This is a genomic window from Streptomyces tagetis, from assembly GCF_018069565.1.
In the GTDB taxonomy this organism is placed as follows: domain Bacteria; phylum Actinomycetota; class Actinomycetes; order Streptomycetales; family Streptomycetaceae; genus Streptomyces; species Streptomyces tagetis.
The window spans coordinates 473,732-499,058 of the sequence record NZ_JAGPNL010000005.1; the positions used below are offsets into that span (position 1 = coordinate 473,732).

General features: G+C 73.3%; 22 protein-coding genes. 13 read left to right on the plus strand and 9 right to left on the minus strand.

Going from position 1 to position 25,327, the window contains the following annotated elements; genetic code table 11:
* The first annotated feature begins 113 nt into the window (after positions 1-113).
* On the plus strand, positions 114-1,274 hold the full coding sequence (locus tag J5Y05_RS20510) for an FAD-dependent oxidoreductase (RefSeq protein WP_210874475.1): 1,161 nt from the start codon (positions 114-116) through the stop codon (positions 1,272-1,274).
* A gap of 107 nt (positions 1,275-1,381) precedes the next feature.
* Here J5Y05_RS20510 and J5Y05_RS20515 read toward each other — a convergent pair whose 3' ends face one another.
* Genes J5Y05_RS20515 through J5Y05_RS20530 form a run of 4 tightly spaced genes read right to left on the minus strand, consistent with a single transcriptional unit; the run spans position 1,382 to position 7,132 of the window.
* A complete protein-coding gene (locus tag J5Y05_RS20515) occupies positions 1,382-2,632 on the minus strand; it encodes an NAD(P)/FAD-dependent oxidoreductase (RefSeq protein WP_210874476.1) in 1,251 nt (416 codons plus the stop codon).
* Positions 2,629-4,137 carry an NAD(P)/FAD-dependent oxidoreductase gene (locus J5Y05_RS20520; protein ID WP_210874477.1) on the minus strand — a complete coding sequence of 503 codons (1,509 nt, stop codon included), beginning with the start codon at positions 4,135-4,137 and terminating at the stop codon, positions 2,629-2,631. The genes J5Y05_RS20515 and J5Y05_RS20520 overlap by 4 nt, the downstream gene beginning before the upstream one ends.
* Positions 4,134-5,567, minus strand: a complete 1,434-nt coding sequence (locus tag J5Y05_RS20525; protein WP_210874478.1) for an FGGY family carbohydrate kinase — start codon at positions 5,565-5,567, stop codon at positions 4,134-4,136. Before J5Y05_RS20525 ends, J5Y05_RS20520 begins: the two co-directional genes overlap by 4 nt.
* Positions 5,564-7,132 (minus strand): APC family permease, encoded by a 1,569-nt coding sequence (locus tag J5Y05_RS20530; protein WP_210874479.1) that lies wholly within the window; start codon positions 7,130-7,132, stop codon positions 5,564-5,566. Before J5Y05_RS20530 ends, J5Y05_RS20525 begins: the two co-directional genes overlap by 4 nt.
* A 513-nt stretch (positions 7,133-7,645) precedes the next feature.
* Here J5Y05_RS20530 and J5Y05_RS20535 point away from each other — a divergent pair.
* From J5Y05_RS20535 to glpK, 6 genes are all read left to right on the plus strand, one after another.
* On the plus strand, positions 7,646-8,407 hold the full coding sequence (locus tag J5Y05_RS20535; protein WP_210874480.1) for a DeoR/GlpR family DNA-binding transcription regulator: 762 nt from the start codon (positions 7,646-7,648) through the stop codon (positions 8,405-8,407).
* 331 nt (positions 8,408-8,738) lie between these two features.
* Positions 8,739-9,413 (plus strand): nuclear transport factor 2-like protein, encoded by a 675-nt coding sequence (locus tag J5Y05_RS20540; protein WP_210874481.1) that lies wholly within the window; start codon positions 8,739-8,741, stop codon positions 9,411-9,413.
* A gap of 9 nt (positions 9,414-9,422) precedes the next feature.
* Positions 9,423-10,979 (plus strand): AbeC-like domain-containing protein, encoded by a 1,557-nt coding sequence (locus J5Y05_RS20545; protein WP_210874482.1) that lies wholly within the window; start codon positions 9,423-9,425, stop codon positions 10,977-10,979.
* Positions 10,976-11,716: a TIR domain-containing protein gene (locus J5Y05_RS20550; RefSeq protein WP_210874483.1), complete on the plus strand. Its 741-nt coding sequence runs from the start codon at positions 10,976-10,978 to the stop codon at positions 11,714-11,716. Before J5Y05_RS20545 ends, J5Y05_RS20550 begins: the two co-directional genes overlap by 4 nt.
* A 318-nt stretch (positions 11,717-12,034) precedes the next feature.
* A complete protein-coding gene (locus J5Y05_RS20555; RefSeq protein WP_210874484.1) occupies positions 12,035-12,871 on the plus strand; it encodes an MIP/aquaporin family protein in 837 nt (278 codons plus the stop codon).
* 81 nt (positions 12,872-12,952) lie between these two features.
* On the plus strand, positions 12,953-14,470 hold the full coding sequence (gene glpK / locus J5Y05_RS20560) for a glycerol kinase GlpK (RefSeq protein WP_210874485.1): 1,518 nt from the start codon (positions 12,953-12,955) through the stop codon (positions 14,468-14,470).
* 22 nt (positions 14,471-14,492) lie between these two features.
* On the opposite strand, the gene J5Y05_RS20565 is transcribed toward glpK, so the two are convergent.
* Entirely contained in the window at positions 14,493-14,684 is a 192-nt protein-coding gene (locus J5Y05_RS20565; RefSeq protein WP_030420604.1) for a hypothetical protein, read from the minus strand.
* 324 nt (positions 14,685-15,008) lie between these two features.
* Here J5Y05_RS20565 and J5Y05_RS20570 point away from each other — a divergent pair, with 324 nt between their 5' ends.
* Positions 15,009-16,142 (plus strand): glutathione-independent formaldehyde dehydrogenase, encoded by a 1,134-nt coding sequence (locus tag J5Y05_RS20570; protein WP_210874486.1) that lies wholly within the window; start codon positions 15,009-15,011, stop codon positions 16,140-16,142.
* A 207-nt stretch (positions 16,143-16,349) separates the two neighbouring features.
* On the opposite strand, the gene J5Y05_RS20575 is transcribed toward J5Y05_RS20570, so the two are convergent.
* Positions 16,350-17,177: a macro domain-containing protein gene (locus J5Y05_RS20575; RefSeq protein ID WP_210874487.1), complete on the minus strand. Its 828-nt coding sequence runs from the start codon at positions 17,175-17,177 to the stop codon at positions 16,350-16,352.
* A gap of 341 nt (positions 17,178-17,518) precedes the next feature.
* Here J5Y05_RS20575 and J5Y05_RS20580 point away from each other — a divergent pair, with 341 nt between their 5' ends.
* Positions 17,519-18,826, plus strand: a complete 1,308-nt coding sequence (locus J5Y05_RS20580; protein ID WP_247614964.1) for an AfsR/SARP family transcriptional regulator — start codon at positions 17,519-17,521, stop codon at positions 18,824-18,826.
* A 146-nt stretch (positions 18,827-18,972) separates the two neighbouring features.
* On the opposite strand, the gene J5Y05_RS20585 is transcribed toward J5Y05_RS20580, so the two are convergent.
* The gene (locus tag J5Y05_RS20585) at positions 18,973-19,575 is read right to left on the minus strand and encodes a CE1759 family FMN reductase (protein WP_210874489.1); all 603 of its coding nucleotides are present in this window, start codon (positions 19,573-19,575) and stop codon (positions 18,973-18,975) included.
* Positions 19,572-20,669 carry an LLM class flavin-dependent oxidoreductase gene (locus J5Y05_RS20590; protein WP_210874490.1) on the minus strand — a complete coding sequence of 366 codons (1,098 nt, stop codon included), beginning with the start codon at positions 20,667-20,669 and terminating at the stop codon, positions 19,572-19,574. Before J5Y05_RS20590 ends, J5Y05_RS20585 begins: the two co-directional genes overlap by 4 nt.
* Before the next feature lie 174 nt (positions 20,670-20,843).
* Between J5Y05_RS20590 and J5Y05_RS20595 the strand changes: the two genes are divergently transcribed.
* Both J5Y05_RS20595 and J5Y05_RS20600 read left to right on the plus strand, forming a co-directional pair.
* Positions 20,844-21,620, plus strand: a complete 777-nt coding sequence (locus tag J5Y05_RS20595) for an SDR family NAD(P)-dependent oxidoreductase (RefSeq protein WP_210874491.1) — start codon at positions 20,844-20,846, stop codon at positions 21,618-21,620.
* On the plus strand, positions 21,620-21,766 hold the full coding sequence (locus J5Y05_RS20600; RefSeq protein ID WP_199809390.1) for a hypothetical protein: 147 nt from the start codon (positions 21,620-21,622) through the stop codon (positions 21,764-21,766). Before J5Y05_RS20595 ends, J5Y05_RS20600 begins: the two co-directional genes overlap by 1 nt.
* A 134-nt stretch (positions 21,767-21,900) precedes the next feature.
* Here J5Y05_RS20600 and J5Y05_RS20605 read toward each other — a convergent pair whose 3' ends face one another.
* The gene (locus tag J5Y05_RS20605) at positions 21,901-23,094 is read right to left on the minus strand and encodes an RtcB family protein (protein ID WP_210874492.1); all 1,194 of its coding nucleotides are present in this window, start codon (positions 23,092-23,094) and stop codon (positions 21,901-21,903) included.
* A gap of 216 nt (positions 23,095-23,310) precedes the next feature.
* Here J5Y05_RS20605 and J5Y05_RS20610 point away from each other — a divergent pair, with 216 nt between their 5' ends.
* Both J5Y05_RS20610 and J5Y05_RS20615 read left to right on the plus strand, forming a co-directional pair.
* Positions 23,311-24,174 carry a DUF3558 domain-containing protein gene (locus J5Y05_RS20610; protein ID WP_210874493.1) on the plus strand — a complete coding sequence of 288 codons (864 nt, stop codon included), beginning with the start codon at positions 23,311-23,313 and terminating at the stop codon, positions 24,172-24,174.
* 186 nt (positions 24,175-24,360) lie between these two features.
* The gene (locus J5Y05_RS20615; protein ID WP_372450507.1) at positions 24,361-25,278 is read left to right on the plus strand and encodes a DUF3558 family protein; all 918 of its coding nucleotides are present in this window, start codon (positions 24,361-24,363) and stop codon (positions 25,276-25,278) included.
* The last annotated feature ends 49 nt before the right edge of the window (positions 25,279-25,327 follow it).

The following is a 25,327-nucleotide window of genomic DNA, read 5'->3' on the forward strand; positions in this document are numbered from 1 at the left end:
CGGGGGCCGGGGCCGACGAACTTGTTCGTCACGAACGCGTTCGTTAATCTGGGGCGTGGCCGCGCTGCCCGCGCGTTCCCCCGACCACCCCCGACCACCCCTGGAGGCCCCTCATGTCCACCCACCACCCCGTCGTGATCGTCGGTGGCGGGCTCGGCGGGCTCACCGCCGCCCGCGTCCTGCACCGGCACGGCATCGAGGCGGTCGTCCTCGAACGGGACGCGTCGGCCGCCGCCCGCACGCAGGGCGGCATGCTCGACATCCACGAGGAGAGCGGCCAGCGGGCGCTGCGCACCGCCGGTCTCCACGAGGCGTTTCGCCGGATCGTCCACGAGGGCGGCGAGGCCATGCGCCTGACCGGCCCCGACGGCACGATCCGCGTCGACACCGGGGACGACGGCACCGGCGGGCGGCCCGAGGTGGACCGGGGCGCGCTGCGCGACCTGCTCCTGGACTCCCTGCCCCAGGGCACCGTCCGCTGGGGAGCCCGGGTCACCGGCGCCCGCGCGCTGGGCGGGGGCCGTCACGAGGTGGCGTTCGCCGACGGGACCACCCTCACCACCGGCCTCCTGATCGGCGCCGACGGCGCCTGGTCCCGTGTCCGGCCGCTGGTGTCGGACGCCCGGCCCGCCTACACCGGCATCTCCTTCGTCGAGACCACGCTGCGGGACGCCGACGCCCGCCACCCGCGCGGCGCCGCCGTGGTCGGAGGCGGGTTCTTCCTCTGCCTCGGCCACCGGCGCGGCTTCCTCGCGCACCGCGAGCCCGACGGCGGCCTGCACGTCTACACCGCGCTCCGGACCGACGAGGAGTGGCTCGACACCGTCGACTTCACCGACCCCGGCGCCGCCAAGGCCGCGGTGCTGGCCCACTTCGAGGGCTGGGACGAGGGGCTGCGGAGCCTGGTGGCCGACGCCGACGGCACGCCGGTACCGCGCCGCATCCACGCCCTGCCGGCCGGGCACCGCTGGGACCGGGTCCCCGGCGTGACCCTGCTCGGGGACGCCGCCCACCTGATGTCCCCCTTCGCGGGCGAGGGCGCCAACCTGGCCCTGCTCGACGGGGCCGAGCTGGGCCGGGCGCTCGCCGCGCACCCCGGCGACGCCGAGGCCGCGCTGACGGCGTACGAGACGGAACTCTTCCCGCGCTCCGAGGCGGCGGCGAAGGAGTCGGCCGCGAGCCTGGAGACCCTGTTCGGCGAGGACGGCCTGGAACGGATGACCGCGTTCTTCACCGCCGTCGGCGACGCCCCCTCCGCCCGTCCCTCCGCCTGACGGCCGGTGGCCGCGCCCACCGGGTCCACGGAGGGCACGGCCGTACGAGACACCCGGCCCCGCCGTACGAGACCCCGGCCCGACCGTGCGAGACCCCGGCCCGGCCCTCAGCCCAGCCCGATGTGGACCGGGCCGCCCGTCGGGGAGACACCGGCGAGGAGGGTGGAGGGGATGCGGAAGACGCGGCCCGGAGCGGCGGGCCAGGACAGGGTGCGCCGGGCCACCGTCCGCCCGTCCTGACGGATCGTCACCTTCGGGAAGCGGGCGAACTCGTCGGTCCACAGCAGGAGCCGGCCGCGCGCGGGCGCCGGGTCCGAGGGGCGCAGGATCTGCGGGGCGACCCACCGGAAGGGCGCGTCGGCGATCAGGCGGACGCCCGGGGCGGGCCGGTCGGCGCCGTCGAGGTGGGCGAGGACCCGCCCGGCGACGTGCCGGCCGTCGAGGGCGGCGACGTCGGCGGTGTCGACGGGGTGCAGCAGGTTGCCGGCGGCGAAGACGCCGGGCCGGCTGGTGCGCAGCGCGGTGTCGGTCAGCGGGCCGAGCGTGCCCTCGTCCAGGGTGATTCCGGCCGAGCGGGCGAGTTCGTGGTCGGGTATCCAGTCGCCGGTGAAGACGACGGTGTCGCAGGCGACCCTGCGGCGCAGGCCGGTGTCGAGGTGCTCGATCTCGACGGCCTGGCAACGGCCCTTGCCGATGACCCGGGTGACCCGGGTGCGGGTGGCGACGGGGACCCCGAGGACGGTCCGCCCGGCCAGGGTGAAGGCGCCGTAGGACTCGGCCTTCGGGTACTGGCTGACCATGAGGGCGGGGGTGCAGCCGGCCTCGCGCAGGGTGACCGCCGCCGACCAGCTCACCAGTTCGCCGCCGACGATGACGGCCCGTTTGCCGACGGGCTGGTGGTGCAGGTGGACGAGGTTCTGCAACTGGCCGGTGGTGTACACCCCGTGGGGGCGGTCGCCGGGGACGCGGCGGGCGGTGCGGGGGCGTTCGCGGGCGCCGGTGGCGAGCACGGTGGCGCGGGCGCGGACGTGGTAGCGGCCCTCGGGGCTGGTGACCTCGGCGGTGTGCTCGTCGGCCCAGCCGGTGACCATGGTGCGGGTGCGGATGTCGGCCCCGGCCTCGGTGGCCCGGCGTACGAGGTGGCGGGCGTAGGCGGGGCCGGTCATGACGCGGCGCAGGTCGCGCAGGCCGTAGCCGGTGTGGTCGCTGTGGCGGGGGATGCCGCCGGCGTCCTGCTCCCGGTCGGCGACGAGGACGTGGCCGGCGCCGCGCCCGGCCAGTTCGGCGGCGGCGGTCAGGCCGGCCGGGCCGCCGCCGATGATGAGGACGTCGGGCGTGATCAGGGGCGGCTGGGTCATCGGTTGTCCTTGTGCTGGGCGGGACGGCCGCAGGGGGCGGGTCGGCTGCCGCAGCCGTCGTCGGGGTGGTGCCGCGCGCTCAGGGCGGCGACGGCGGCGCCGCAGTAGAAGCCCTGGCAGCGGCCGTTCATCGCGCGGGTGCGGCGGCGCAGCCCCTCGGGGGTGCGGGCGGGCAGCGGGGCGTGGCAGGCGTCGCGGATCTCGCCCTCGGTGACCCGCTCGCAGAAGCAGACGACGGTGCCGTAGGCGGGGTCGCGGGCGATCAGCTCGGCGTCCTCGTAGGGGCGCGGGGCGGCCTCGCCGATGTTGGGCATGCGCGGCGGCTCGGGCACGTCGCCCCGCGGGCGCAGCTTCAGCCCCGCCTCCTCCAGCAGGGTGCGGACGTGTTCGGCGATGGCGATGCCCGCGGTCAGGCCGGTGGAGCGGATGCCGCCGACCAGGAGGTAGCGCTGGGCGGGGTCGGCCTCGATGAGGTAGTCGGGGTGGTCGATGGCGGCGCGCAGCCCGGCGTAGCTCGCGGTGACCTCCTCGGCGAGCAGACGCGGCATGAGGCGCTCGCCCTTGGTGAGGAGGAAGTCGAAGCCGTCCTCGGAGGTCCCGGTGTCGGTGCGGTCGGTGAGGTCCTCGGCGGTGGGGCCGAGCATGACGTTGCCGTAGATGGTCGGCGAGATGAGGACGCCCTTGCCGCGGGAGGTGGGCACCGGCAGCACGATCTTGTCGACGAGGGGGCGGGTGAGCTTGTCGAAGACGAACAGCTCGCCGCGGCGCGGGGTGACGGTGAAGCGGTCGTGGCCGAAGAGCCGGTCGAGGTGGTCGGCGCCGAGTCCGGCGGCGTTGACGACCCAGCGGGCGCGGACGTCGCCGGCGGAGGTGTGCAGGGTGGTCACGCCGTCGCCGCCGCCCCCGTACCCGTCCGCGGTGTCGGCCCCGACCCCGTCCCCCGTGTCGACCCCCGTGACCGCGTGCCGGAGCAGGACCGTGGTGCCGCGCCGCTGGGCGTCGGTGGCGAGGGCGAGGTTGGTGGTCCAGGTGCAGATGATGGACTCGTCCGGCACGGTCAGCCCGCCGAGCGCGCCCTCGCCGAGGTGGGGCAGGACGCCGTAGACCTCGTCGGCGCCGACGATGCGGCAGTGCGCGTAGCCGTTGGCCTCGGCCTTCTCCTTGAGGGCGGGCAGCGCGGCCAGTTCCTCGTCGTTCCAGGCGACCAGGACGGCGCCGGTGTGCTCGACGGGGATGCCGGTCTCTTCGGCGTAGGCGCTCAGCAGGTGGTACCCGCGGGCGACCAGGCGGGATTCGAGGGTGCCGGGCTTGGCGTCGAAACCGGTGTGCAGGATCGCGGTGTTGGCCTTGCTGGTGCCGTCGCCGACGTCGTCCCGGGCCTCCAGGAGGGCGACCGAGACGTCGTGGCCGGACAGTTCGCGCGCGATGGCCGCGCCGACGATGCCTCCTCCGATCACCGCGACGTCGAAGACGCCGTCGTGGGGGCGGTGGGGGGTGGCGGTCATGAGTGTTCTCCCTCGGTGGCGCGGGCCGCTGCGGCCCGTGCCCAGGTGGTGCGGTACTCCTCGGCCCGGTCGGCGGACCAGCGGGGTTCGTAGACGGTGGCCGGCCGCCAGTCGCCGACGGCTTCCCGCAGGCCGAGTGCGGGGTCGAGGGCGCAGCGGGCCAGGGCGGCGGCGCCGAGCGGGGTGGCGTGGGCGTGGGGGTAGATGTCGACGGGGATCTGGGCGATGTCGGCCTGGGCCTGCATCAGCGCGGCGGAGTTGGTCAGTCCGCCGTCGGCGCGCAGCCGGCTCAGCGGCCGGCCGAGGTCGGCGGCGACCAGGGAGGTCAACTCGGCGACCTGGGCGGCGATGCCCTGGAGCACGGCGAGGACGAGGTGTTCGCGCCGGGTGGCCAGGGTCATGCCGGTGAACGAGGCGGTGGCCTCCGGCGCCCACCAGGGCGCGGCGAGCCCGGCGAACGCGGGCACGCACAGCACGCCCTCGGCGTCGGCGGCGGCGAGCCGGTCGAGGTCGGTCGCGGCGGTGAGCAGGCCGAGGTCCTGGAGCCAGCGCACCGCGGAGGCGACGGTGTAGACCTGCCCGTCCACGCAGTACGGGGTCTGCCCCGCCGCCCGCCAGGCCACCGAGGTGGTCAGGCCGGCGGTGGAGCGGACCGGGTCGGTGCCGGTGTTGGCGAGCAGGAAGGCGCCGGTGCCGTAGGTGCACTTGGCCGAGCCGGCGTCGAGGCAGCCCTCGGCGATGAGGGCGGCCTGCTGGTCGACGATGAGGCCGGCCACCGGGACCTCGCCGCCGAAGGCCCGGGTGGTGCCCACGATCTCGTCGCCGGCGACGATGCGCGGCAGCCTCTCGTCGCCGAGGCCGAAGAGGCCGGCGAGGGCCGGGTCCCAGTCGGCGGTGTCCAGGTCGAGCAGGAGCGAGCGGCTGGCGGTGGCGGCGTCGGTGACGAACTCGCCGGTCAGATGGTGGACGAGCCAGGTGTCGGTGGTGGTGACGACGCCCTCGCGGGTGAGGTTGCGGCGCAGCCAGGCCATCTTGGGCGCGGAGAAGTACGGGTCGAGGACGAGGCCGGTGCGCCGGGCGATGTCCTCGGCGTGGCCGGCCAGGCCGGCGCAGACGCTCTCCGCGCGCCGGTCCTGCCAGACGATGGCCGGGGTCAGGGGGGTGCCGGTGGCGGGGTCCCAGGCGAGGACCGTCTCGCCCTGGTTGGCCAGGGCGACGCAGTCGACCGGCCGGCCGGCCTCGGCGACGGCGCGGCGGCCGGCGTCGAGGACGGAGGCGAGGAGTTCGCGCGGGTCCTGCTCGACGGCACCCCCGGGGAGGTAGGCGGGGCGGATGGACTCCTCGGCGATGGCGACGGTGCCCCCGGCGTCGTCCACGACGATGGCCTTCGTTCCCGAAGTGCCCTGGTCGATGGCGAGGATGGTGGTCATCGCTGCGGTCCTCCCGGTGCGGCGTCGGCGACGGCGGCGTCGGCGGTGACCGCGGCGCCGTCGGTCTCGGTGTCGGCGGCGTCGTCCAGCGCCCGGTCGACGTCGGCCAGGTCCGGCATGGTCAGCCCGGCGCGTCCGCGGCGGACGATCAGTCCGGTGAAGTAGACCGCGCCGATGGCGAAGAGCACCAGGACGTAGATCCAGGGGGCGCGGAAGGACGCGTCGCGGAAGATCAGCAGCTCGTAGACGAGCCAGACGCCGGCGACGACGAGGACCGGGACCTCCCAGCGGCCCAGCGAGAAGCCCTGGGACGGGGGCAGCGAGCGCCGCTTGACCGCGTACATGGCGACCGTGCCGGCGTAGATCAGGGCGGGCAGCAGGGTGCCGGCCGAGAACAGCTCGAAGAGGGCGTCGGTGGAGCGGGAGAAGACCATGAGGATGATCTGCGCGATCAGCATCATGAAGACGGAGGCGTTGAGCGGGGTCGAGGTGCGCCGGTGGACGCGGCGCAGCAGGCGCCAGCCGGGGAAGCGCTCGTCGCGGGACATCGCGTACACCAGGCGGGTGCCGCTCAGGGTGATCACGAGGCCGCAGGAGAAGATCGAGACGACGACGAGGACGAGCAGGATCTTGCCGACGACGGAGCCCAGCACGGCGGTGATCACGGTGGCCACGGGGGTCGCCGAGGAGGCGAGGCCGTCGACGCGGCCGGCCGCCGCGGTGACCGCGACGAGGAAGAGGAAGCCGAGGACGCCGAGGGAGATGACGGCCTGGACCATCGCCTTGGGGATGACCCGGGCCGGGTTCTTGGTCTCCTCGGCCAGGTTGGCCGCCGACTCGAAGCCGACGATGGTGAAGGCGCCCAGCAGGAAGGCCATGGCGAAGGGACCGGCCTCGGTGGCGCCGCCCAGCGCGTAGTAGCCGCTCTCGGGGATGGTGGCGGTGTCGAAGAGGTGGGCGAAGTCCAGCTTGCCGGTGAAGGCGCCGACCGCGAACAGCAGCACGGTCAGGGTGATCATGCCGATGAGCTGCACGGTCACGGCGACCTTGTTGACCCGGTGGGTGGTGCGGGTGGAGGCGGCGACCAGGATGGCCTGGAGCAGGACGACGGCGGCCGTGATCACCCAGGCGTTCTGCGTGGTGCCGACGTAGCGGAACAGCTCGGGCAGGATCGTGGAGGCGATCGTGTAGTCCACGGCGACGAGGACCACGCCGAGGAAGGCGAACGAGATCCAGCCCATGATCCAGCCCCAGACGGGGCCGAGGATGCGCGACACCCACTGGTACGAGTAGCCGCTGATCGGGATGCGCGCCGCGAGGGCGCCGAAGACGAGGGCGATGGAGAGCTGTCCGATCACGGTGATCGGCCAGGCCCAGATGCCCCGAGGGCCCGAGGTGGCGAGCACCGAGCCGTACGCGGTGAAGATGCCGGTGGCGATGGAGACGAAGCCGAACGCCACCGAGAAGGAGGCGTACCAGCCCAGCTCGCGGGCCATCCCCTGCCGGGGCTCGGCGCCGTCGCCGTCGGCTCTCGCGCCCCGGGGACCTGTGTCTGCGTGTGCCATGACTTTCCCTGCTTCGAGTGTCCCCCCGTCAGCGGGGGCCGGTGGATGGGGAGGGAATAGGGAGGGAATAGGGAGGTAAAGGTGGACATCATGTGGAACAGGACGGGCCGGCGGGCGGGCACGCACCGTACGGGGTCTGCCGGGGGCCTGTCCGCCGGTGGCGGCGGGCGGGGCGGGGGTCGCCGTCCGCGGTCTCCCGGGACCGGGCACCCCGCCGCCTGACCGTTGCTGTGGATTCTTGACCGAGCTTTCCTGGAAGTGTGGACCCTTGCCCGTATGTCGTCAAGAGTTCCCGCGGAGGTCTCCTTCCGGCCACGGCGGGGCGAACCGGACGCGCAGGGCATACGCCGGGATCAGGACCGGTCGGCGGCGGTCCGCCGGTACCGGCGGACGGGTCGGCGGGCCGGACGGGACCGGCCCGCAGGCTGTCCGGGCGCGACCGGACACCGCGCCCGGGGCCGTAGAATGCAGTCACCGATCCACAGAAACGGTCACAGCGAAGGGGGTGGGCGCGTGCTCGCCGCCGAGCGTCACCGCAGGATCGTCGCCGAGATCGCCCGGTCGAAGTTCGTCACCACCGACGACCTCACCACGCTGCTGGGCGTCTCCCACGAGACGGTACGCCGCGACCTCGCCCTGCTGGAACGCAGCGGCGAGCTGACCCGCGTGCACGGCGGCGCCACCAGCACGCAGGCGCCGGTCGGCGAGGAGGCGTCCTTCAGCGAGCGCAGCGGCACCCTCGCGGCGGAGAAGCAGGCCATCGGCCGGGCGGCGGCGGCCCTCGTCGAGCCGAACCAGACCATCGTCATCGACGTCGGCACCACCGCGCTGGAGGTGGCCCGCGCGCTCCCCGCCGACCACGCCGGCGTCATCGCCACGCCCTCGCTGCTGGTGGCCGCGGAGGTCAGCACCCGCCCGCGCGTGGAGGTGCTGGTCAGCGGCGGCCGGCTCCGGGCCGGCGACCTGGCCTGCTCCAACGCCCAGACGGTGGAGTTCTTCCGGAACCTGCGGGCGGACGCCGTCTTCCTGGGCTCGGGCGGCATCGCCCCCTACGGGCTGACCGACTTCCACGTCGACGAGGTCGCCACCAAACGCGCCATGCTGGCCAACGCCTCCCGCCGCTGCGTCCTGGCCGACTCCAGCAAGTTCGGCCGCACCGCCGCGCACCGGGTGTGCGAGCTGGACGGCTTCGACACCCTCGTCACCGACACCGCCTGCCCGGCGGAACTGGCCGGGGCGCTCGGCCGGGCCGGCGTGGACGTCGTCCTGGGCTGACCCGGGCCGACCTGGGCCGATCCGGGCCGGCGCCGCCCGGCCCGCGCCGGCCCGGACGGGGACCGCCCTCCCCCGCGCCCCGTCCCCCGCCGCGCGCACGCCGGCTCACGCCACCCGGCCGCGCCACCGCCCCGCCGTCTCACCGGGGCGCTTCGCCCCCACCTTCTCGGCCATCGCCGGAAGCCGATCGGAAGCGCATCGGAAGTCCAGAAATCTGGTTTCGGAAGCGCTCTCCCTGGTCGTATCGGGCGACGCACATGGCACACGGCCCGCTCGGGCCGGCCGGCCCCGGACCGAGGCGCCCGGCGGCGGTGCGGCAGTGAGGTGACAGATGAGTGACACACATACCCCGGCCGACGGCCCGGGGCCCTACCCGGCGCTGGGGCTCACGCTCGCGCCCGGACGGATACGCAACCAGACCCTGCTCTTCATCGGCGTCCCGTTCCTGCTCACGGTGGTCCTGGTCGTCCTGCTCTCCACGTCCGGCAGCGGCGGCGACGACCCGTACTACGGCGGCTTCCCCGGCAGCACGTCGGGGGGCGCCTTCCCGGGCGGCGACCCCTTCGGCACCGAGGGCACGACGAACGAGGGGGACGACACCCCCGGCGACACCGGACCGGCCTGGACCGAGGACCCCGCCGAAGCGACGGACCCCACCGACGACGCGACCTACGGCACCGAGGAGACCACCGGCGGCATCGTGGACGACCCCGCACCGACCGGGCCCTCGTCCGTCGTCACGGCGTACTTCGACGCCATCAACCGGGGTGACTACAGCACCGCCTGGTACCTGGGCGGCCGGAACCTCGACCCCGACTACGACCACTTCGCCGCCGGCTTCGGCACGACCGCCCGGGACGAGGTCACCATCGACGGCACGGCGGGGGAGACCGTGTCGGTCACCTTCGTGGCCTGGCACACGGACGGCTCCTGGCAGACGTACGGCGGGACCTACACGGTGCGCGGCGGCGAGATCGTCTCGGCCGACATCCAGGAGAAGGACTGAGGACACGCCATGACCGTCGACTCCTCGCCCCCGCGCCCGGACGCGCACAGCGACGCCACCCGGCTGCTCTGCGCGGGCACCTACCTCGACCCCGTCTACCGCAAGGCCGTCATCCGCGAACTGCTCGGCGAGCGCTACCGGGTGGTCGCCCCCTCCTACGGCTACGACGCGGTGCCCGTGCTGGCGCACGCCCTCGCCGCGCTCAACCTGCGCCGCGCCCAGGTCGCCGTGCTGCTCGCCGGGGCCGCCGTCCTCGCCCTCCTGCTGTTCACGGACGTGATCGACGGCTGGCCGGCCCTCCTGCTCTTCGCCTGGCTGACCTGGGCCACCCTCTTCGTACGCCGTGTGGCCATCCTCCAGACCCTCATCACCCGCCTGAGACCGCGCGGCGACGGCGCCGGCGGCTTCGACGGCCGGTACCCGATGACCAGCCACCTCACCCCGGAGCTGGTCGGGAAGGTCCGCGCCGAGCAGGCGGCCGAGACCGTGTTCTACGGCGGGTACAAGCCGTTCGTCGGCTCGGGCGTGCTGGTGCGCCGCTGGTCCAACGCGGAACTGCTGATCGGCACGCCGCTCCACCCGCCCAGCCTGGCCGAGCGCCTGCTGCGCAACGGACAGGTCCCGCCGCCCGGCGCCGGCCCGGACGCGCCGCCGCCCGGCACCCCGGTCGAGCGCCGGCCGATCGTCCCGTTCACCCCGGACGAGATCACCACCCGGGTCGCCGAGCGGATGCTCGCGGAACTGCGCGGCACCCCCCGCCCGGCCGACCGCGTCCGCGCGCTCTCCGTCGACCGGCGCCGCTTCACCACGGCCATCGAGACGGTCGACGGACCGCCGCCCACGGCGCCGCCGCGCCCGCGCGCCGAGGACGAGCACTGGCGGGAGGGGTACGACGCCGACCGCGAGTACCTGTGCATCCGGATCGGCTCCTGGGAACAGGAGCTGGTGGTCACGGTGTTCGTCGGCTTCGACATCAAGGGCAACACCCTGCACACCGAGTTCTACACGTACGTCCTCGCCCCCGTGGTCGAGAGCTTCCGCCTGGTCGACCGGCTGCCCGCGCGGATCGACACCCGGATGATGTGGCGCATCGCGTGGGACGTGACGCGCAACGGGCCCGGCGAGTTCCTGCGGCTGATCACCAACCCGCTGCGGGAGCGGCTGCCCCGGCGGCTGCGCCGCGACACGGTCCGGGCCCGCATCCCGCAGCCCGACGACCTCAGCGAGTTCCGCCTCGGCCGCTACGCGCTGACCGTCGTCAACCGCGGGGCGCACACCAGCGTCCGCGAGATGGCCACCAACGACCGGTTCCACCACTTCTTCCAGGAGACCGACGCCAGCAAGTACACGCAGATCGTCGAGCGGCACCTGCTCCAGATCGTCGGCGACTTCCTGCGCGACCACGACGTCGACACCCGGGACCACGAGGCCAACCAGACCCACATCCTCCAGCAGAACTTCGGTGCCAACAGCGCCAACAACTTCGGCGGCAACCAGAGCGTCAACAACCGCGGCCACCAGTCCTTCGACACCCCGCCGGGCACCAGGGAGGCACGACCCGCATGAGCGGCCACCACTTCCACGACAACGACTTCGGCCAGAGTTCCTTCGGCGCCCACAGCACCAACAACTTCGGCGGCAACCAGAGCGTCGGCAACCAGGGCACCCAGATCTTCGGGAACGGCTCCGCCGCCCCGCCGCCCCCCGCCTCCCCGCCCACCCGGCCCGCCGTGGCCGACCCGGTGCTCGACGGCACCGACCCCGACCGGGCCCGCGGCGTCTTCGTCGTCCACGGGCGCGACGAACAGGCCCGCAGCGCCGTCTTCGAGCTGCTGCGCCGGATCGACCTGCGGCCCAAGGAGTGGGAGGACCTGGTCCGGGCCACCGGGCACACCTCGCCGTTCCTCGGCGACGTCGTCTCCGCCGCCCCGGCCCAGGCGCGGGCGGCGCTGGTCCTGCTCACGCCGGACGACATCGTGACCCTGCACCCGGCCCTGCGGGGCTGGAACGAGCCGGAGTACGAGACCCGCCCGGTCTGCCAGCCGCGGCCCAACGTCCTGATCGAACTGGGGATGGTGCTGATGGCCTACCCGCAGCGGACGCTCATCGTCGAATGCGGCGACCTGCGGCCGGTCTCCGACATCGCCGGCCGCAACGTCATCCGCTTCGACGGCTCCGCGACGGCCGTCGGCAAGATCGTCGAGCGGCTCAAGCTCGCGGGCTGCGCCGTCAACGACACCGGCTCCGACTGGCGCCGTACCGACGCCCTCCAGGGACTGTCCGCCTACCACCGCCGGCCCTAGGCCGGCGGCTCGCGCGCCGCACCGGGGGACGGCGCACCCGCCCCCCGGTGCGGGCCCGGCCGGCGCCGGACCCGCACCGGGGGCCCGGGGTCCGCGTGGCGCCGAATGGCCCACCCGCGCCGCGCGGACGGACGCCTCATCTACTCCATGGAGGCGAAATTCCCTGGAGTCCCCTGCGCGCACCCGCCGATGATCTTCCTTTGCACTACGTTTCGGTGAAGATCGCCAAATTTGCGGTCATTACCGATACGAGGAGGCCCGGTGGCGGCACGCGTTGTTCGTCGACGAGGTATTCGACGAGATCATCTCGGCGGCGAAATGATCGCCGAGTTCCTCGGAACGTTCGTCCTGATTCTCTTCGGCGTCGGATCGGTGGCCGTCGCCGTCGCCGGTCTGCCCGGTTCGGGCCGCCAGGTCGGGGAATTCGGACCGGCCAACTGGCTGATCATCGCCTGGGGCTGGGGCCTGGCCGTGGTCTTCGGCGTGTACGTCGCCGGCGGCGTCAGCGGCGCCCACCTCAACCCCGCGGTGACCCTCGCCTTCGCCGTACGGCGGCAATTCCCGCTGAAGAAGATCCTGCCCTACTGGTTCGCCCAGCTCGTGGGCGCCTTCACCGCCGCCGCCCTGGTCTATTCGAGTTACCGGTGGGCCATCGACGCGGCCATCGCCAAATCCGGCGCACCACGCGACCAGTCACTGGCGACGTACTCGATCTTCGCCACGTTCCCGGCCGAGTATTTCGGCAATTCCTGGTGGGGACCGCTGCTCGACCAGATCATCGGCACCGGAATCCTGCTGTTGCTGATCTGCGCGCTCACCGACACCCGCAACACGGCGCCGATGTCGAACCTCGGCCCGTTCCTCATCGGCCTGGTGGTCGTCGCGATCGGCCTGGCCTTCGGGACCAACGCCGGGTACGCGATCAACCCGGCCCGCGACTTCGGCCCGCGCCTGTTCACCTTCATGGAGGGCTGGGGCGACATCGCGCTACCCGGCACCTTCCAGTGGTTCAGCGGCTACTGGTGGATTCCCATCGTCGGCCCGCTCATCGGCGGCGTCATCGGCGCCCTCGTCTACGACCTGCTCATCACGCCGGTGGTCCGGTTGCTGCACGGGGAGCGGGAAGAGGGTCCCGCCACCGAAGAACCCTCGTAGGCCCGGCGGCCGGGGCCCTCGGGTCCCGGCCGTCCCCCCGAGAGCGCAACGACACCAGGAACCCGAGAAGAGGCGGCAACCATGCCCGAGTTCGTCGGCGCGGTGGACCAGGGAACCACCAGTACGCGCTTCATGATCTTCGATCACGCAGGCAGCGAGGTGGCCCGGCACCAGCTCGAACACGACCAGATCCTGCCGCGGTCCGGCTGGGTCGAGCACGACCCGGTGGAGATCTGGGAGCGCACCAACACGGTGATCCAGAACGCCCTGCGCAGCGGCGGGCTCACCGCCTCCGACCTCAAGGCGATCGGCATCACCAACCAGCGCGAGACGACCGTGGTCTGGGACCCGCGCACCGGGCGTCCCTACTACAACGCCATCGTCTGGCAGGACACCCGCACCGACAGCATCGCCGCCGCGCTGGAGCGCGAGGGCCACGGCGACACCATCCGCCACAAGGCGGGGCTGCCGCCGGCCACGTACTTCTCCGGCGGCAAGATCAAGTGGTTGCTGGAGAACGTGGACGGGCTGCGCGAGGCCGCCGAGGCGGGCCACGCCCTGTTCGGCAACACCGACGCCTGGGTGCTGTGGAACCTCACCGGCGGCCCAGGCGGCGGCGTCCACGCCACCGACGTCACCAACGCCAGCCGCACCATGCTGATGAACCTGGAGACGCTGGACTGGGACGACGAGCTGCTGGAGATCTTCCGCATCCCGCGCTCGATGCTGCCCTCGATCCACCCCTCGTCCCACCCGGACGCCTTCGGGCAGGCCCGCACCTCCCGGCCGCTCAACGCCGCCGTGCCGATCACCGGGGTCCTCGGCGACCAGCACGCGGCCACCGTCGGCCAGGTCTGCTTCTCCCCCGGCGAGGCCAAGAACACCTACGGCACCGGCAACTTCCTGGTCCTCAACACCGGTACGGAGCTGGTGCGTTCGCAGCACGGACTGCTCACGACGCTGGCGTACCAGTTCGAGGGCAGTCCCCCCGTGTACGCGCTGGAGGGGTCGATCGCGGTCACCGGGGCTGCCGTGCAGTGGCTGCGCGACCAGCTCAAGATCATCCGTACCGCCGCCGAGAGCGAGCAGCTCGCCCGCTCGGTGGAGGACAACGGCGGCATGTACTTCGTCCCGGCCTTCTCCGGCCTCTTCGCCCCGTACTGGCGCTCCGACGCCCGCGGCGCGATGGTCGGCCTGGCCCGCTACAACACGCAGGGGCACGTGGCGCGGGCCACCCTGGAGTCCATCTGCTACCAGAGCCGGGACGTGGTCGACGCCATGGAGCAGGACTCCGGGGTGCACCTGGACGTGCTCAAGGTCGACGGCGGGGTCACCGCGAACGACCTGTGCATGCAGATCCAGGCGGACGTGCTGGGCGTCCCGGTCAGCCGGCCGGTGGTGGCCGAGACCACCGCGCTCGGCGCCGCCTACGCGGCCGGGCTCGCCACCGGCTTCTGGCGCGACACCGACGAGCTGCGCTCCCACTGGCAGGAGTCGAAGCGCTGGAGCCCGCAGTGGAGCGAGGACCAGCGCCAGAGCGGCTACGCGGGCTGGAAGCGGGCGGTCGAGCGCACCCTGGACTGGGTGCGGGTCGACTGACGGCCACGGGCCGGGGCCGCGCTCAGCGGTCCGCGATGTCCTCGCGGAGTCCGTCGGAGAACTCCCACCAGGACAGCGGGAGCCAGTCGCCGCCGACGAAGGCGTCGACGGTCGCGCCCCGGCCCCGGACGGTCACGGTCGTCCCCGGCGGGTAGGTGGTGCCGGACAGACCCGGCACGGGGACCAGCAGCGTCCCCAGTCGTTGTGCGGACATCTCTTTCCCTCGCTCACCTTTTCCTGGCGTTCCCCGGCGTTGATTTCCCGGTGTTTCTCCGGTGTACCGCCGGCGGGATTCCTCCACGCGGGACCGATGTCTCCGGGCGGATTCCCCGGGCGGCCTTCTTCGGGCGTCTCCCCGGGGGAGGCCGCCCGTTTTCATGAGGTTCGTGAATTTTCACGCCCCGTACCAGGGTATTCACCGGAGACTACCGACTTGCCCGATCCCGCGGGCCGGAGAACCATGAGAGATGGGTCACGCGGGGGACGGGCAGGGCAGGCGTGACCGACTCACGTGTGTCGTCGAACGGAAGGGCCACCCATGAAGGCCGTCGTCTACAAGGGGCCGTTCACCGTCGCGGTCGAGGACGTGGACAAACCCGCAATCCAGCACCCCAACGATGTGATCGTGAAGGTCACCTCCACCGCGATATGCGGTTCCGACCTGCACATGTACGAGGGCCGCACCGCCGCCGAGCCCGGCATCGTCTTCGGCCACGAGAACATGGGCATCGTCGAGGAGGTCGGCGCCGGCGTCACCTCCCTGAAGCAGGGCGACCGCGTGGTCATGCCCTTCAACGTGGCGTGCGGCTTCTGCCGGAACTGCTCCGAGGGGTTCACCGGATACTGCACGACCGTGAACCCGGGCTTCGCGGGCGGGGCCTACGGCTACGTCGCCATGGGGCCCTGGCAGGGCGGCCAGGCCGAGTACCTGCGCGTCCCCTACGCGGACTTCAACTGCCTGAAGCTCCCCGAGGGGACCGAGCACGAGACGGACTTCATCCTGCTCGCCGACATCTTCCCCACCGGGTACCACGGCTGCGAACTCGCCCAGGTCCGCCCCGGGGAGAGCGTCGCGGTGTACGGGGCCGGGCCCGTGGGCCTCATGGCCGCCTACTCGGCGCTGCTGCGCGGCGCGAAGAAGGTGTTCGTCGTCGACCGCGTCCCCGAGCGGTTGCAGAAGGCCCGGGAGATCGGCGCGGTGCCCATCGACTTCTCCGCGGGCGACCCGATCGAGCAGATCAAGGACCAGACCGACGGCATCGGCACCGACAAGGGCGTGGACGCCGTCGGCTACCAGGCGACCGGCCGCAGCGGCGGCGAGGAGGAGCCGGCCACCGTCCTCAACTCCCTCGTCGGCACGGTCCGGCCCACCGGCGCGCTCGGCGTGCCGGGGCTCTACGTGCCGGCCGACCCGGGCGGCCCCGACGAGCAGGCCAAACAGGGCAAGCTCCTCGTGGCGATCGGCAAGCTCTTCGAGAAGGGCCTGCGGGTCGGCACCGGCCAGTGCAACGTCAAGCGCTACAACCGCCAGCTCCGGGACATGATCATCGAGGGCCGGGCGAAGCCCAGCTTCGTCGTCTCCCACGAACTGCCCCTGACGCAGGCGTCGTCGGCGTACGACAAGTTCGACAAGCGGATCGAGGGCTACACCAAGGTGGTCCTGCACCCCTGAGGCGCCCGCCCTCCGAGGCGCGAGCCCCCGGCGCGCTCCTGGCGCACTCCTGGCGCGCACGCCGCCGCGCACTCCCCCGCGTGCTCTTCCGCGCTCTTCGGCGCACGGACGGTGCCGGTCCCGGGTCCCACCCCCGGGGCCGGCACCGTCCGCCGTCGCGGGTACGGCCCGCGCTCCGCGCCCCGCGGCCCGCGCCCCGCGCCCGGCTCAGGCGGTGCCCGCCCGGCCCACGTCGGCGGCGAGGACGCGCAGGAAGGCGGAGACCTCCGCCAGGTCGATCCGGCCCAGCTCGGCCGGGCGCAGCACCACCCGCAGCTCCCGGCAGATCATCCGCTCCCGGGACCGGGTGATGAAGGAGAGCAGGATCAGCCGCAGCAGGCTCTCCTCGTCCAGCCCGTGCAGCCGGGACAGCCCCGAGCCGATCAGCGGCAGGGCGACGCAGTCGAGCTGGCCGTGCCGGTAGACGGCGTCCCAGACCCGGTTGAGGCTCAGCCACAGCTCCTCGGTGCTGGAGCGGGCCACGAGGTCGTTGCCGATCCGGCTGTAGGCCACCGCGAACACCAGCCGGGGCCGGCTGCCGAGCACCGCCACCGTGCCGATGGGGTAGCGGTCCCGCTTCCCGTGCGGTTTGTCCTCCCGGCTCTCCCGGGCGACCGGCCGGGCGGCGCGCAGGGCGGCGTCCAGTTCCGCGTCGAGGCGGGCCGCGTCCCCGTCGTATCGGCGGGCCAGCATCTGGCCCTGCACGCTGCCGTCGCTGATGACGAGGCCGCCGCGCACATCGGTGTCGAAGGTGTCGCTGAAGCCGACGACCAGGTGGGCGGGCTCGTCGAAGAGGTCGCCCGGCCCCACCGTCACCGCCATGTTGGGCCGCCGGAACTCCTGCCGCACCGCCACCACCGGCCGGCTGCGCACCAGCCCCCAGGCCAGGCAGAGCAGGACGGACGCCGCCGTCAGCGGGGCCGCGGCCGGCAGCGCCTCGGGGAAGAGCTGTCCGACGAACTGGATCACGGCGGAGATGCCGCCGAAGGCGGCCATCACACTGCCGACGAAGACCCGCCGGGCCCGCGCCCCGCCGAGCGGGCCCCGCCACCTCGCCCCCGGGCCGCCCCCGCGGCGCCGCGCCGGGGGCCGGGGCGCCGTGCCGGGGCCGGCCGCACCGCGTCGGGTCCACCACCGCGGAAGGATCGCCGGACCGGTCCCGCGCGAACCGAGCGAAACCACAACTCCCCCTAAACCACAGTTGGTACGCTGCGAAATCCCCGCCTTCGACCACTCGGCGGGGGAGGGCGGAACGAGTGGAGACCATGTGCATGGCCCGTATCCGCGTGAGCGTTCTGGGACCGGCCACACTGGAAGTCGACGGCGTACCTGTCCGGTTGACCCCCCTGACGAAACGGCTGCTGGTCCGTCTGGTGGCCGCCGAGGGCGAGCCGGTGCCGGTGCGGGTGCTGCGCCGGGACGTCTGGGCGGTCGACGACGAGCGCCACAGCCAGGCCCACCGGCGGCGCAACGAGGTGCAGAAGCGCGTCCTCGAACTGCGCCGCGCACTCGACCCCGGCCAGAGCGGCACCGGCGCCCGGGTGCTGCGCACCGAGCAGTTGATGGCGGCCCCGGTGCCGGAGACCGCGTACCGACTGGTGCTGGGACCGGGCGAGCTGGACTGCGCGGACTTCACCGCGCTGGTCGACTCGGCGCTGCTGGCGGCGCCCGCCTCCGCCGCCGACCGGCTGGCCGCCGCGCTCGCCCTGGTCCGCGGGCGCCCCCTGACCGAGGCGAGCGACGACGCCTTCGCGCTGCCGCTGATCCGCCGGCTGACCGCCCTCCAGGAGACCGCCCGGCGCCAACTCATCCGCAGCCGCGTCGAGTTGGGCAGGCACGACCTGGCGCTGCCGGTGGCCGAGCGGCTGGTGCGGGAGCGGCCGGACGACCCCGAGGCGGCGGCGCTGCTCGACTCCCTGCGGGAGCGGCTGCGGGAGCGGCACGGACGGGAGCTGCTGCGGCAGCCGGTCGGCGTGCCCGGCCCGGACCTGGTGGTGGTGCGGGGCGACCTCTTCGACCAGCACGACGCCAATCTGGTGGTCGGCTTCACCGACACCTTCGACACGGCGACCGAACGGGACCTGGTGATCAGCCGGGAGAGCGTGCAGGGCCAGTTGGTGGAGAGGCTGTTCGGCGGGGACCGCCGTTCGCTCGACGACCGGCTCCAGGCCGGGCTCAAGTCGGTACGGCCGCTGCGCACCGAACGCCCGCAGGACAAACCCCGGGGCCGGCGCGTGCGGTATCCGCTCGGCACCACCGTGCCGCTGCCGGTGGACGGCCGCCGGGTCTTCGCCGTCGCCTACTCCCGGCTCGGCAACGACCTCGTCGCCCGCTCGGCCCCGGACGAGCTGCGCGCCAGCCTGGACGCGCTGTGGCCGGCCGTCGCCCGGTACGGGCTGTTCAAGCCGGTCGCGCTCCCGCTGATCGGCTCCGGGCTGGCCCGGGTCGTGGAGCTGGACCGTACCCAGTTGCTGCTGATGATCGCGGAGAGCTTCGCCGCGCACTGCCGCCACGAGCCGGCGACCGCGCCGGAGCTGCGCGTGGTGATACGCCCGGCCGACCTGGAACGGACGGACCTGTCGGCCGTCGGCGCGTTCCTGCGCACCGCGCGGCACGTCGGCGGGGCGGCGGACGGTCGCTGGTGAGGTCATTCCCCCAGGAGACCGGCCGGGCCGCTTCCGCCACCAGCGGCGGACCGCTTCCGATCCGCTTCCGGCCGGGTCCGTCCCGAGGGACCGCGGGCGGCGTCCGGGCGGCTCCAACCCCCACCCGGCCGGCGGACCGCCCGGGGTCAGCCGGTGCGCCGCAGCGCGGCGAGCTGGTCCGCGAAGGGCACGACCGCGAGGTCGTCGGCGGGGGCGGGCCGGCCGGCCGCCCGTCCCCGCGTCAGCGCCGCCAGCTCCCCCGCCGCCCGTCCGATCCGCGCGTCCAGCCCCTCGGCGCCCCAGTCCTCCGAGGCCGCGTAGACGCCGGTGGGGACGACGACGGCCTTGAGGTAGGCGAAGAGCGGGCGCAGGGCGTGGTCCAGGACCAGCGAGTGCCGCGCCGTGCCGCCGGTGGCGGCGACGAGCACCGGCGTACCGGCCAGCGCGTCGGGGTCGCTGCCGCCGAGGGCGTCGAAGAAGGACTTGAACAGCCCGCTGTACGAGGCCGAGAAGACCGGCGTGACCACGATCAGCCCGTCGGCGGCCCGTACGGCGTCGAAGGCGGCGGAGAGCGCGGTGCCGGGGAAACCGCTGGTGAAGTGGTGGGCGATCTCCACGGCGAGGTCGCGCAACTCCACGACCTCGACATCGGCCGGGGCGGCCTCGGCGGTGGCGGCGGCCAGGCGGTCGCCGAGCAGCCGGGTGGAGGACGGGACGCTCAGTCCCGCCGAGACGACGACGAGCTTCATCGGGCGGTGACCTCCGTGTTCCGGCGGGCCGAGGCCGACAGGGACGCGTGGGTGGGGGCGTCCGGCACCTCGGCCGGGCGGTTCTTGGCGAACTCCTCGCGGAGAACCGGGACGACCTCCTCGCCGAGCAGGTCGAGCTGTTCCAGGACGGTCTTCAGCGGGAGACCGGCGTGGTCCATCAGGAAGAGCTGGCGCTGGTAGTCGCCGGCGTAGTCGCGGAAGGCGAGGGTCTTCTCGATCACCTGCTGGGGCGAGCCCACGGTGAGCGGGGTCTGCGCGGTGAACTCCTCCAGCGAGGGGCCGTGCCCGTAGACCGGCGCCACGTCGAAGTAGGGGCGGAACTCGCGCACCGCGTCCTGGGAGTTCCTCCGCATGAACACCTGGCCGCCGAGGCCGACGATCGCCTGCTCGGGGGTGCCGTGCCCGTAGTGGGCGTAGCGCGAGCGGTACAGCTCGATCATGCGCTTGGTGTGGTCGGCGGGCCAGAAGATGTTGTTGTGGAAGAAGCCGTCACCGTAGTACGCGGCCTGCTCGGCGATCTCCGGGGAGCGGATCGAGCCGTGCCAGACGAAGGGGGCGACGCCGTCCAGCGGACGGGGGGTCGAGGTGAAGCCCTGGAGCGGGGTGCGGAACTTGCCCTCCCAGTTCACCACGTCCTCGCGCCACAGCCGGTGCAGCAGGGCGTAGTTCTCGATGGCGAGGTTGATGCCCTGGCGGATGTCCTGGCCGAACCAGGGGTATACCGGGCCGGTGTTGCCGCGCCCCATCATGAGGTCCATCCGGCCGTCGGCCAGGTGCTGGAGCATCGCGAAGTCCTCGGCGATCTTGACCGGGTCGTTCGTGGTGATCAGCGTGGTGGAGGTGGAGAGGATCAGCCGCTCGGTGCGGGCGGCGATGTAGCCGAGCATGGTCGTCGGGGACGAGGGCACGAACGGCGGGTTGTGGTGCTCACCGGTGGCGAAGACGTCGAGCCCGACCTCCTCGGCCTTCAGCGCGATGGCGACCATGGCCTTGATCCGCTCGCGCTCGGTCGGGGTACGGCCCGTGGTGGGGTCCGGCGTGACGTCGCCGACGCTGAAGATCCCGAACTGCATGGTCGCTCACTCCCAAGTTGTTGACGCTTCAACTATACCCTCGCAACCGCGCGCCTCCCCGATCTATTCCGGGGGTGCGGGAAGCGCACGGGGCGTGGCCCGGGGAGCGCGGGGCGCGGCCGGGTCGCTGACTTACGCTGGACGGCGACCGGACGTCCGACCCTGGAGCAGCCCATGGCCCCCGCAGCACCGCCCGCCGCCTCCCGCATCGCCGTCGTCACCGGGGCGAGCAGCGGCATCGGCGCCGCGACGGCCCGCCGGCTCGCCGCCGCCGGATACCGCGTCGTGCTGACCGCCCGCCGCAAGGACCGGATCGAGGCGCTCGCCGAGGAGATCACGGCGGCCGGCCACTCGGCGACGGCGTACCCGCTGGACGTCACCGACCGGGCCGCGGTCGACGAGTTCGCCACGGCCTTCAGGACCGTCGGCGTCCTGGTGAACAACGCGGGCGGCGCGCTGGGCGCCGACCCGGTGGCCGTGGGCGACCCGGACGACTGGCGCCGCATGTTCGAGACGAACGTCATCGGCACCCTCCACCTCACCCAGGCGCTCCTTCCCAGGCTGGAGGCGAGCGGCGACGGCACGGTGGTCGTGGTCACCTCGACCGCCGGCCACGCCACCTACGAGGGCGGCGCGGGGTACGTCGCCGCCAAGCACGCCGAGCACGTCCTCGCCGAGACGCTCCGGCTGGAGATCGTCGGCCGCCCGGTCCGGGTGATCGAGATCGCCCCCGGCCTGGTGAAGACCGACGAGTTCGCCCTCACCCGCTTCCGCGGCGACGCCGAGAAGGCCGCCCGGGTCTACGAGGGCGTGGCCGAGCCGCTGTCCGCGGACGACGTCGCCGACACCGTCGCCTGGGCGGTCACCCGGCCCCCGCACGTCAACATCGACCTGCTGGTCGTCCGCCCCCGGGCGCAGGCGTCCAACACCAAACTGCACCGGGAGGCGTGATGCCCGACCAGACCGGCCGCGACGAGCGCCGCCGGACCCGCGAGAAGAAGGAACAGCGGCTGATGTGGTGGTGGCTGGGGTACTTCCTCTTCGGCATCCACTTCGTCGCCTTCGTGATGATCTACGCGGTGAAGCACGCCAAGTAGGCCGGGCGAGGCACGCCGAGCGGGCCGCGGGTGCGGCACGCCACGCAGGCCCCTGGTGCAGCACGCCGCGCAGGCCCCCGGTGCAGCACGCCGAGCAGGCCCCGGCGGCACCCGCCGGGGCCCGGCCCGCAGGCTCAGCCCTTGACGCAGACGACCTGCCGGAGCCTGGCCACCACCCGCACCAGGTCCCGCTGCTCGTCGATGACCCGCTCGATCGGCTTGTAGGCCGCCGGGATCTCGTCCACCACCCCGGAGTCCTTGCGGCACTCCACGCCCCGCGTCTGCTCCTCCAGGTCCTTCGCCGTGAAGCGGCGCTTGGCCGCGCCGCGGCTCATGCGCCGCCCGGCGCCGTGGGAGGCGGAGTTGAAGGACGCCTCGTTGCCCAGGCCCTCGACGATGTACGAACCCGTGCCCATGGAGCCCGGGATGATCCCGTGGTCGCCACGCCCCGCGCGGATCGCGCCCTTGCGGGTCACCAGCAGGTCCACTCCCCCGTACGTCTCCTGCGCCACGTAGTTGTGGTGGCAGGAGATCTCCGGCTCGAAGGACGGCCTCGCCTTCCGGAACTCCTTGCGGACGACGTCCTTCAGCAGCGCCATCATGATCGAACGGTTGCGGGAGGCGTACTCCTGCGCCCAGAACAGGTCGTTGCGGTAGGCGGCCATCTGCGGGGTGTCCGCGACGAAGACGGCGAGGTCGCGGTCGACCAGCCCCTGGTTGTGCGGGAGCCCCTGGGCCACCCCGATGTGGTGCTCGGCCAGCTCCTTGCCGATGTTGCGGGAGCCCGAGTGCAGCATCAGCCAGACGGTGCCCTCGGTGTCCGTGCACACCTCGACGAAGTGGTTGCCGCTGCCGAGCGTCCCCATCTGCTTCCCGGCCCGCTCCTGGCGGAACCTGACCGCCCCGGCGACGCCGTCGAAGCGGGACCAGAAGTCGTCCCAGCCCGCGGTGGCGAAACCGTGCAGCCTGCCCGGGTCGACCGGCTCGTCGTGCATCCCGCGCCCCACCGGGATCGCCTGCTCGATCCGCGAGCGCAGCCGGGACAGATCGCCCGGCAGGTCGTTCGCGGTCAGGGAGGTGCGCACCGCGGACATCCCGCAGCCGATGTCGACCCCGACCGCCGCCGGGCACACCGCGCCCCGCATCGCGATCACCGAGCCGACCGTCGCGCCCTTGCCGTAGTGCACGTCAGGCATGACCGCGAGGCCCTCGATCCACGGCAGGGTCGCCACGTTGCGCAGTTGCCGCAGCGCCCCGGCCTCGACCGTCGCCGGGTCGGTCCACATACGGATCGGCACCCGGGCACCCGGCAGTTCCACGTACGACATACCGTCCCTCTTCCCCCCAGAACCCCACAGAAGCCGAAAAGCGCAAAAACCGGAGCCAGGTCCGACCAACAGGACAGCGGACCGGCGTTCACGGCGGCGCGTGCGATACACATTGTCTCCAGCGGGCGACCCCGCCCGGCAAGCGAATATCCGGCGGGAACGCTCCAGCGGCCCGGCCGGAACGGCCCCACGGCCGTCGTCGAGAGGAGCCCACCCGTGCAGCGGAAGGTCTACGCACCCGGCATCGCCGCCCTCCTCGCGGCGCTGCTGGCCGGCTGCACCGGAGGGTCGGGCGACGGCGCCACGACCGACGACTCCAACCCCGGCCGGCCCGGCGAGGCGACCGAGGCCGCCCAGCCCGGCAAGTACCGGACCCTGCCCCAGCCCTGCCTCGCGGTCGGCCACAAGACGCTCGACGCGCTGCTGCCCGGCATCCAGGAGATCGCCGACGAGGAGCAGCGCGCGAAGGCGTACGCCGGGGAGGCGACCCTCGCCTACGACACCGACCGCAAGGTCGGCTGCCGCTGGAAGGTCGAGTCCGCCGACGCCACGGACCACCTCTTCGTCGACTTCGAACGCGTCGTCTCCTACGACAACCGGGTCAGCGACGACAGCCAGGCCGAGCTGCTCTTCGCCCGGCAGGTGGAGGCCGCCGACCTGCCCGCGCCGCCCACGTCCGAGTCCCCCTCCGGCACCCCCTCCGGCAGCGCCTCGGACACCCCTTCCGCCACCGCCACCGCCCCCGCGCCCTCCTCCTCCGCGTCCGGCGCCGCGGGCGGCGCCCCCTCCGGGCCGGCCGGCGCCTCCACGGGCCCCTCCGACGGCGCCACCCCCGCCGACCTCCAGCCGCGCCTGCTCGACGGACTCGGCGACGAGGCGTTCCTCGACGACCAGCTCAGCAGCTCCGGGTCGACCGCCAAACGACGCACCGTGACTGTGGCGTTCCGCACGTCGAACGTGATGGTGACCGTCGAGTACGCGGAGCAGTCGGCGATGGCCCAGATCGTCCCGGACAGCGAGGAAATGCAGGACAGGGCCCGGAAGATCGCCGCCGAACTGGCCCGTTCCCTGAGCCGCTGAGCCGGCTTCCCACCGCTCCCGGCCCCTTCACGAAGGCCGCGAACCGGAACCCGCCGCCGCAAGCACCGCGTACCGTGGCCCCTCGGACCCGTTCCGAAACACAGAAACCCAAGTGCCATAAGTGCCGTGAGTGCCGTGAGTGCCATAAGTGGCCTGAGTGCCCTGAGTGCCATGAGTGAAGGAACCATGCAGCGACGAGCAGAGCGAGATCCGGGGGTGCCTCCCACACCGTCGAGGCGCTGGGGAGGTGACCGGCGGGCGAGGCGCCTGGCCCGCCTGCTGGCCGGCGCGGCCGTCCTGCCCCTGACGCTGGCGGCGGCGGGCTGTTCCTCCGGCTCGGGCTCCGGCTCCGGTGACGCGGAGGGCAAGGGCGCGGCCTCCGCGTCCGCCACGCAGTCCCCGAGCCCGACCCCGACGGTCCGCGAGGCGGAGTACGCGCAACTGCCCGAGCCCTGCTCCGTGCTGTCGAAGAAGACCCTGGGCGATCTGGTGCCCAAGGCCGGCTCCGGCAAGGAGGGCGCGTCGGGCGAGACCGCGACGCGCGCCACCTGCTCCTGGGACAGCCTCTCCGACAACGGGGTGAAGGGCTCTCAGTTCCGCTGGCTGAGCGTCTCCATGCTGCGCTTCGACTCGGACGTGACCCGCGGCGAGGGCGACAAGCTCGCCGGCGACTACTACCGCAAGCAGGTCACCGACGCCCAGGCGGCGGACGGCGCCAAGGACCTCAAGACCGAACAGGCCGAGGACACCGGCGACGAGGCCACGGTGGTGCGCTACGAGCTGAAGAAGAAGGAAGGCACCTTCAAACAGCAGACGGTCGTGACGCGGACCGAGAACGTCGTCGTCACCGTCGACTACAACGGCGCGGGCCTGGCCGGCGACAAGACGCCGTCCGCCGACGACCTCGCCAAGGCCGCCCTCAAGGCCGCCCAGGAGGCCGTGGCCTCGGTGCAGAAGGCCAACGGCGCCGCGGCCGACGGCGACGGCGACGCCAAGGGCGGCAGCGGCGACGGCGGGAAGGACGGCGCGGACGGCGGTTCGGCCTCCCCCTCGCAGTCCGGTGCCGCGAGCCCCTCGGCCTCGGCGACGGCCCGCGAGAGCTGACGCTCCCCTACCGGCCACCCGTTCTCCGCACACATGTGCCACTCTGTTG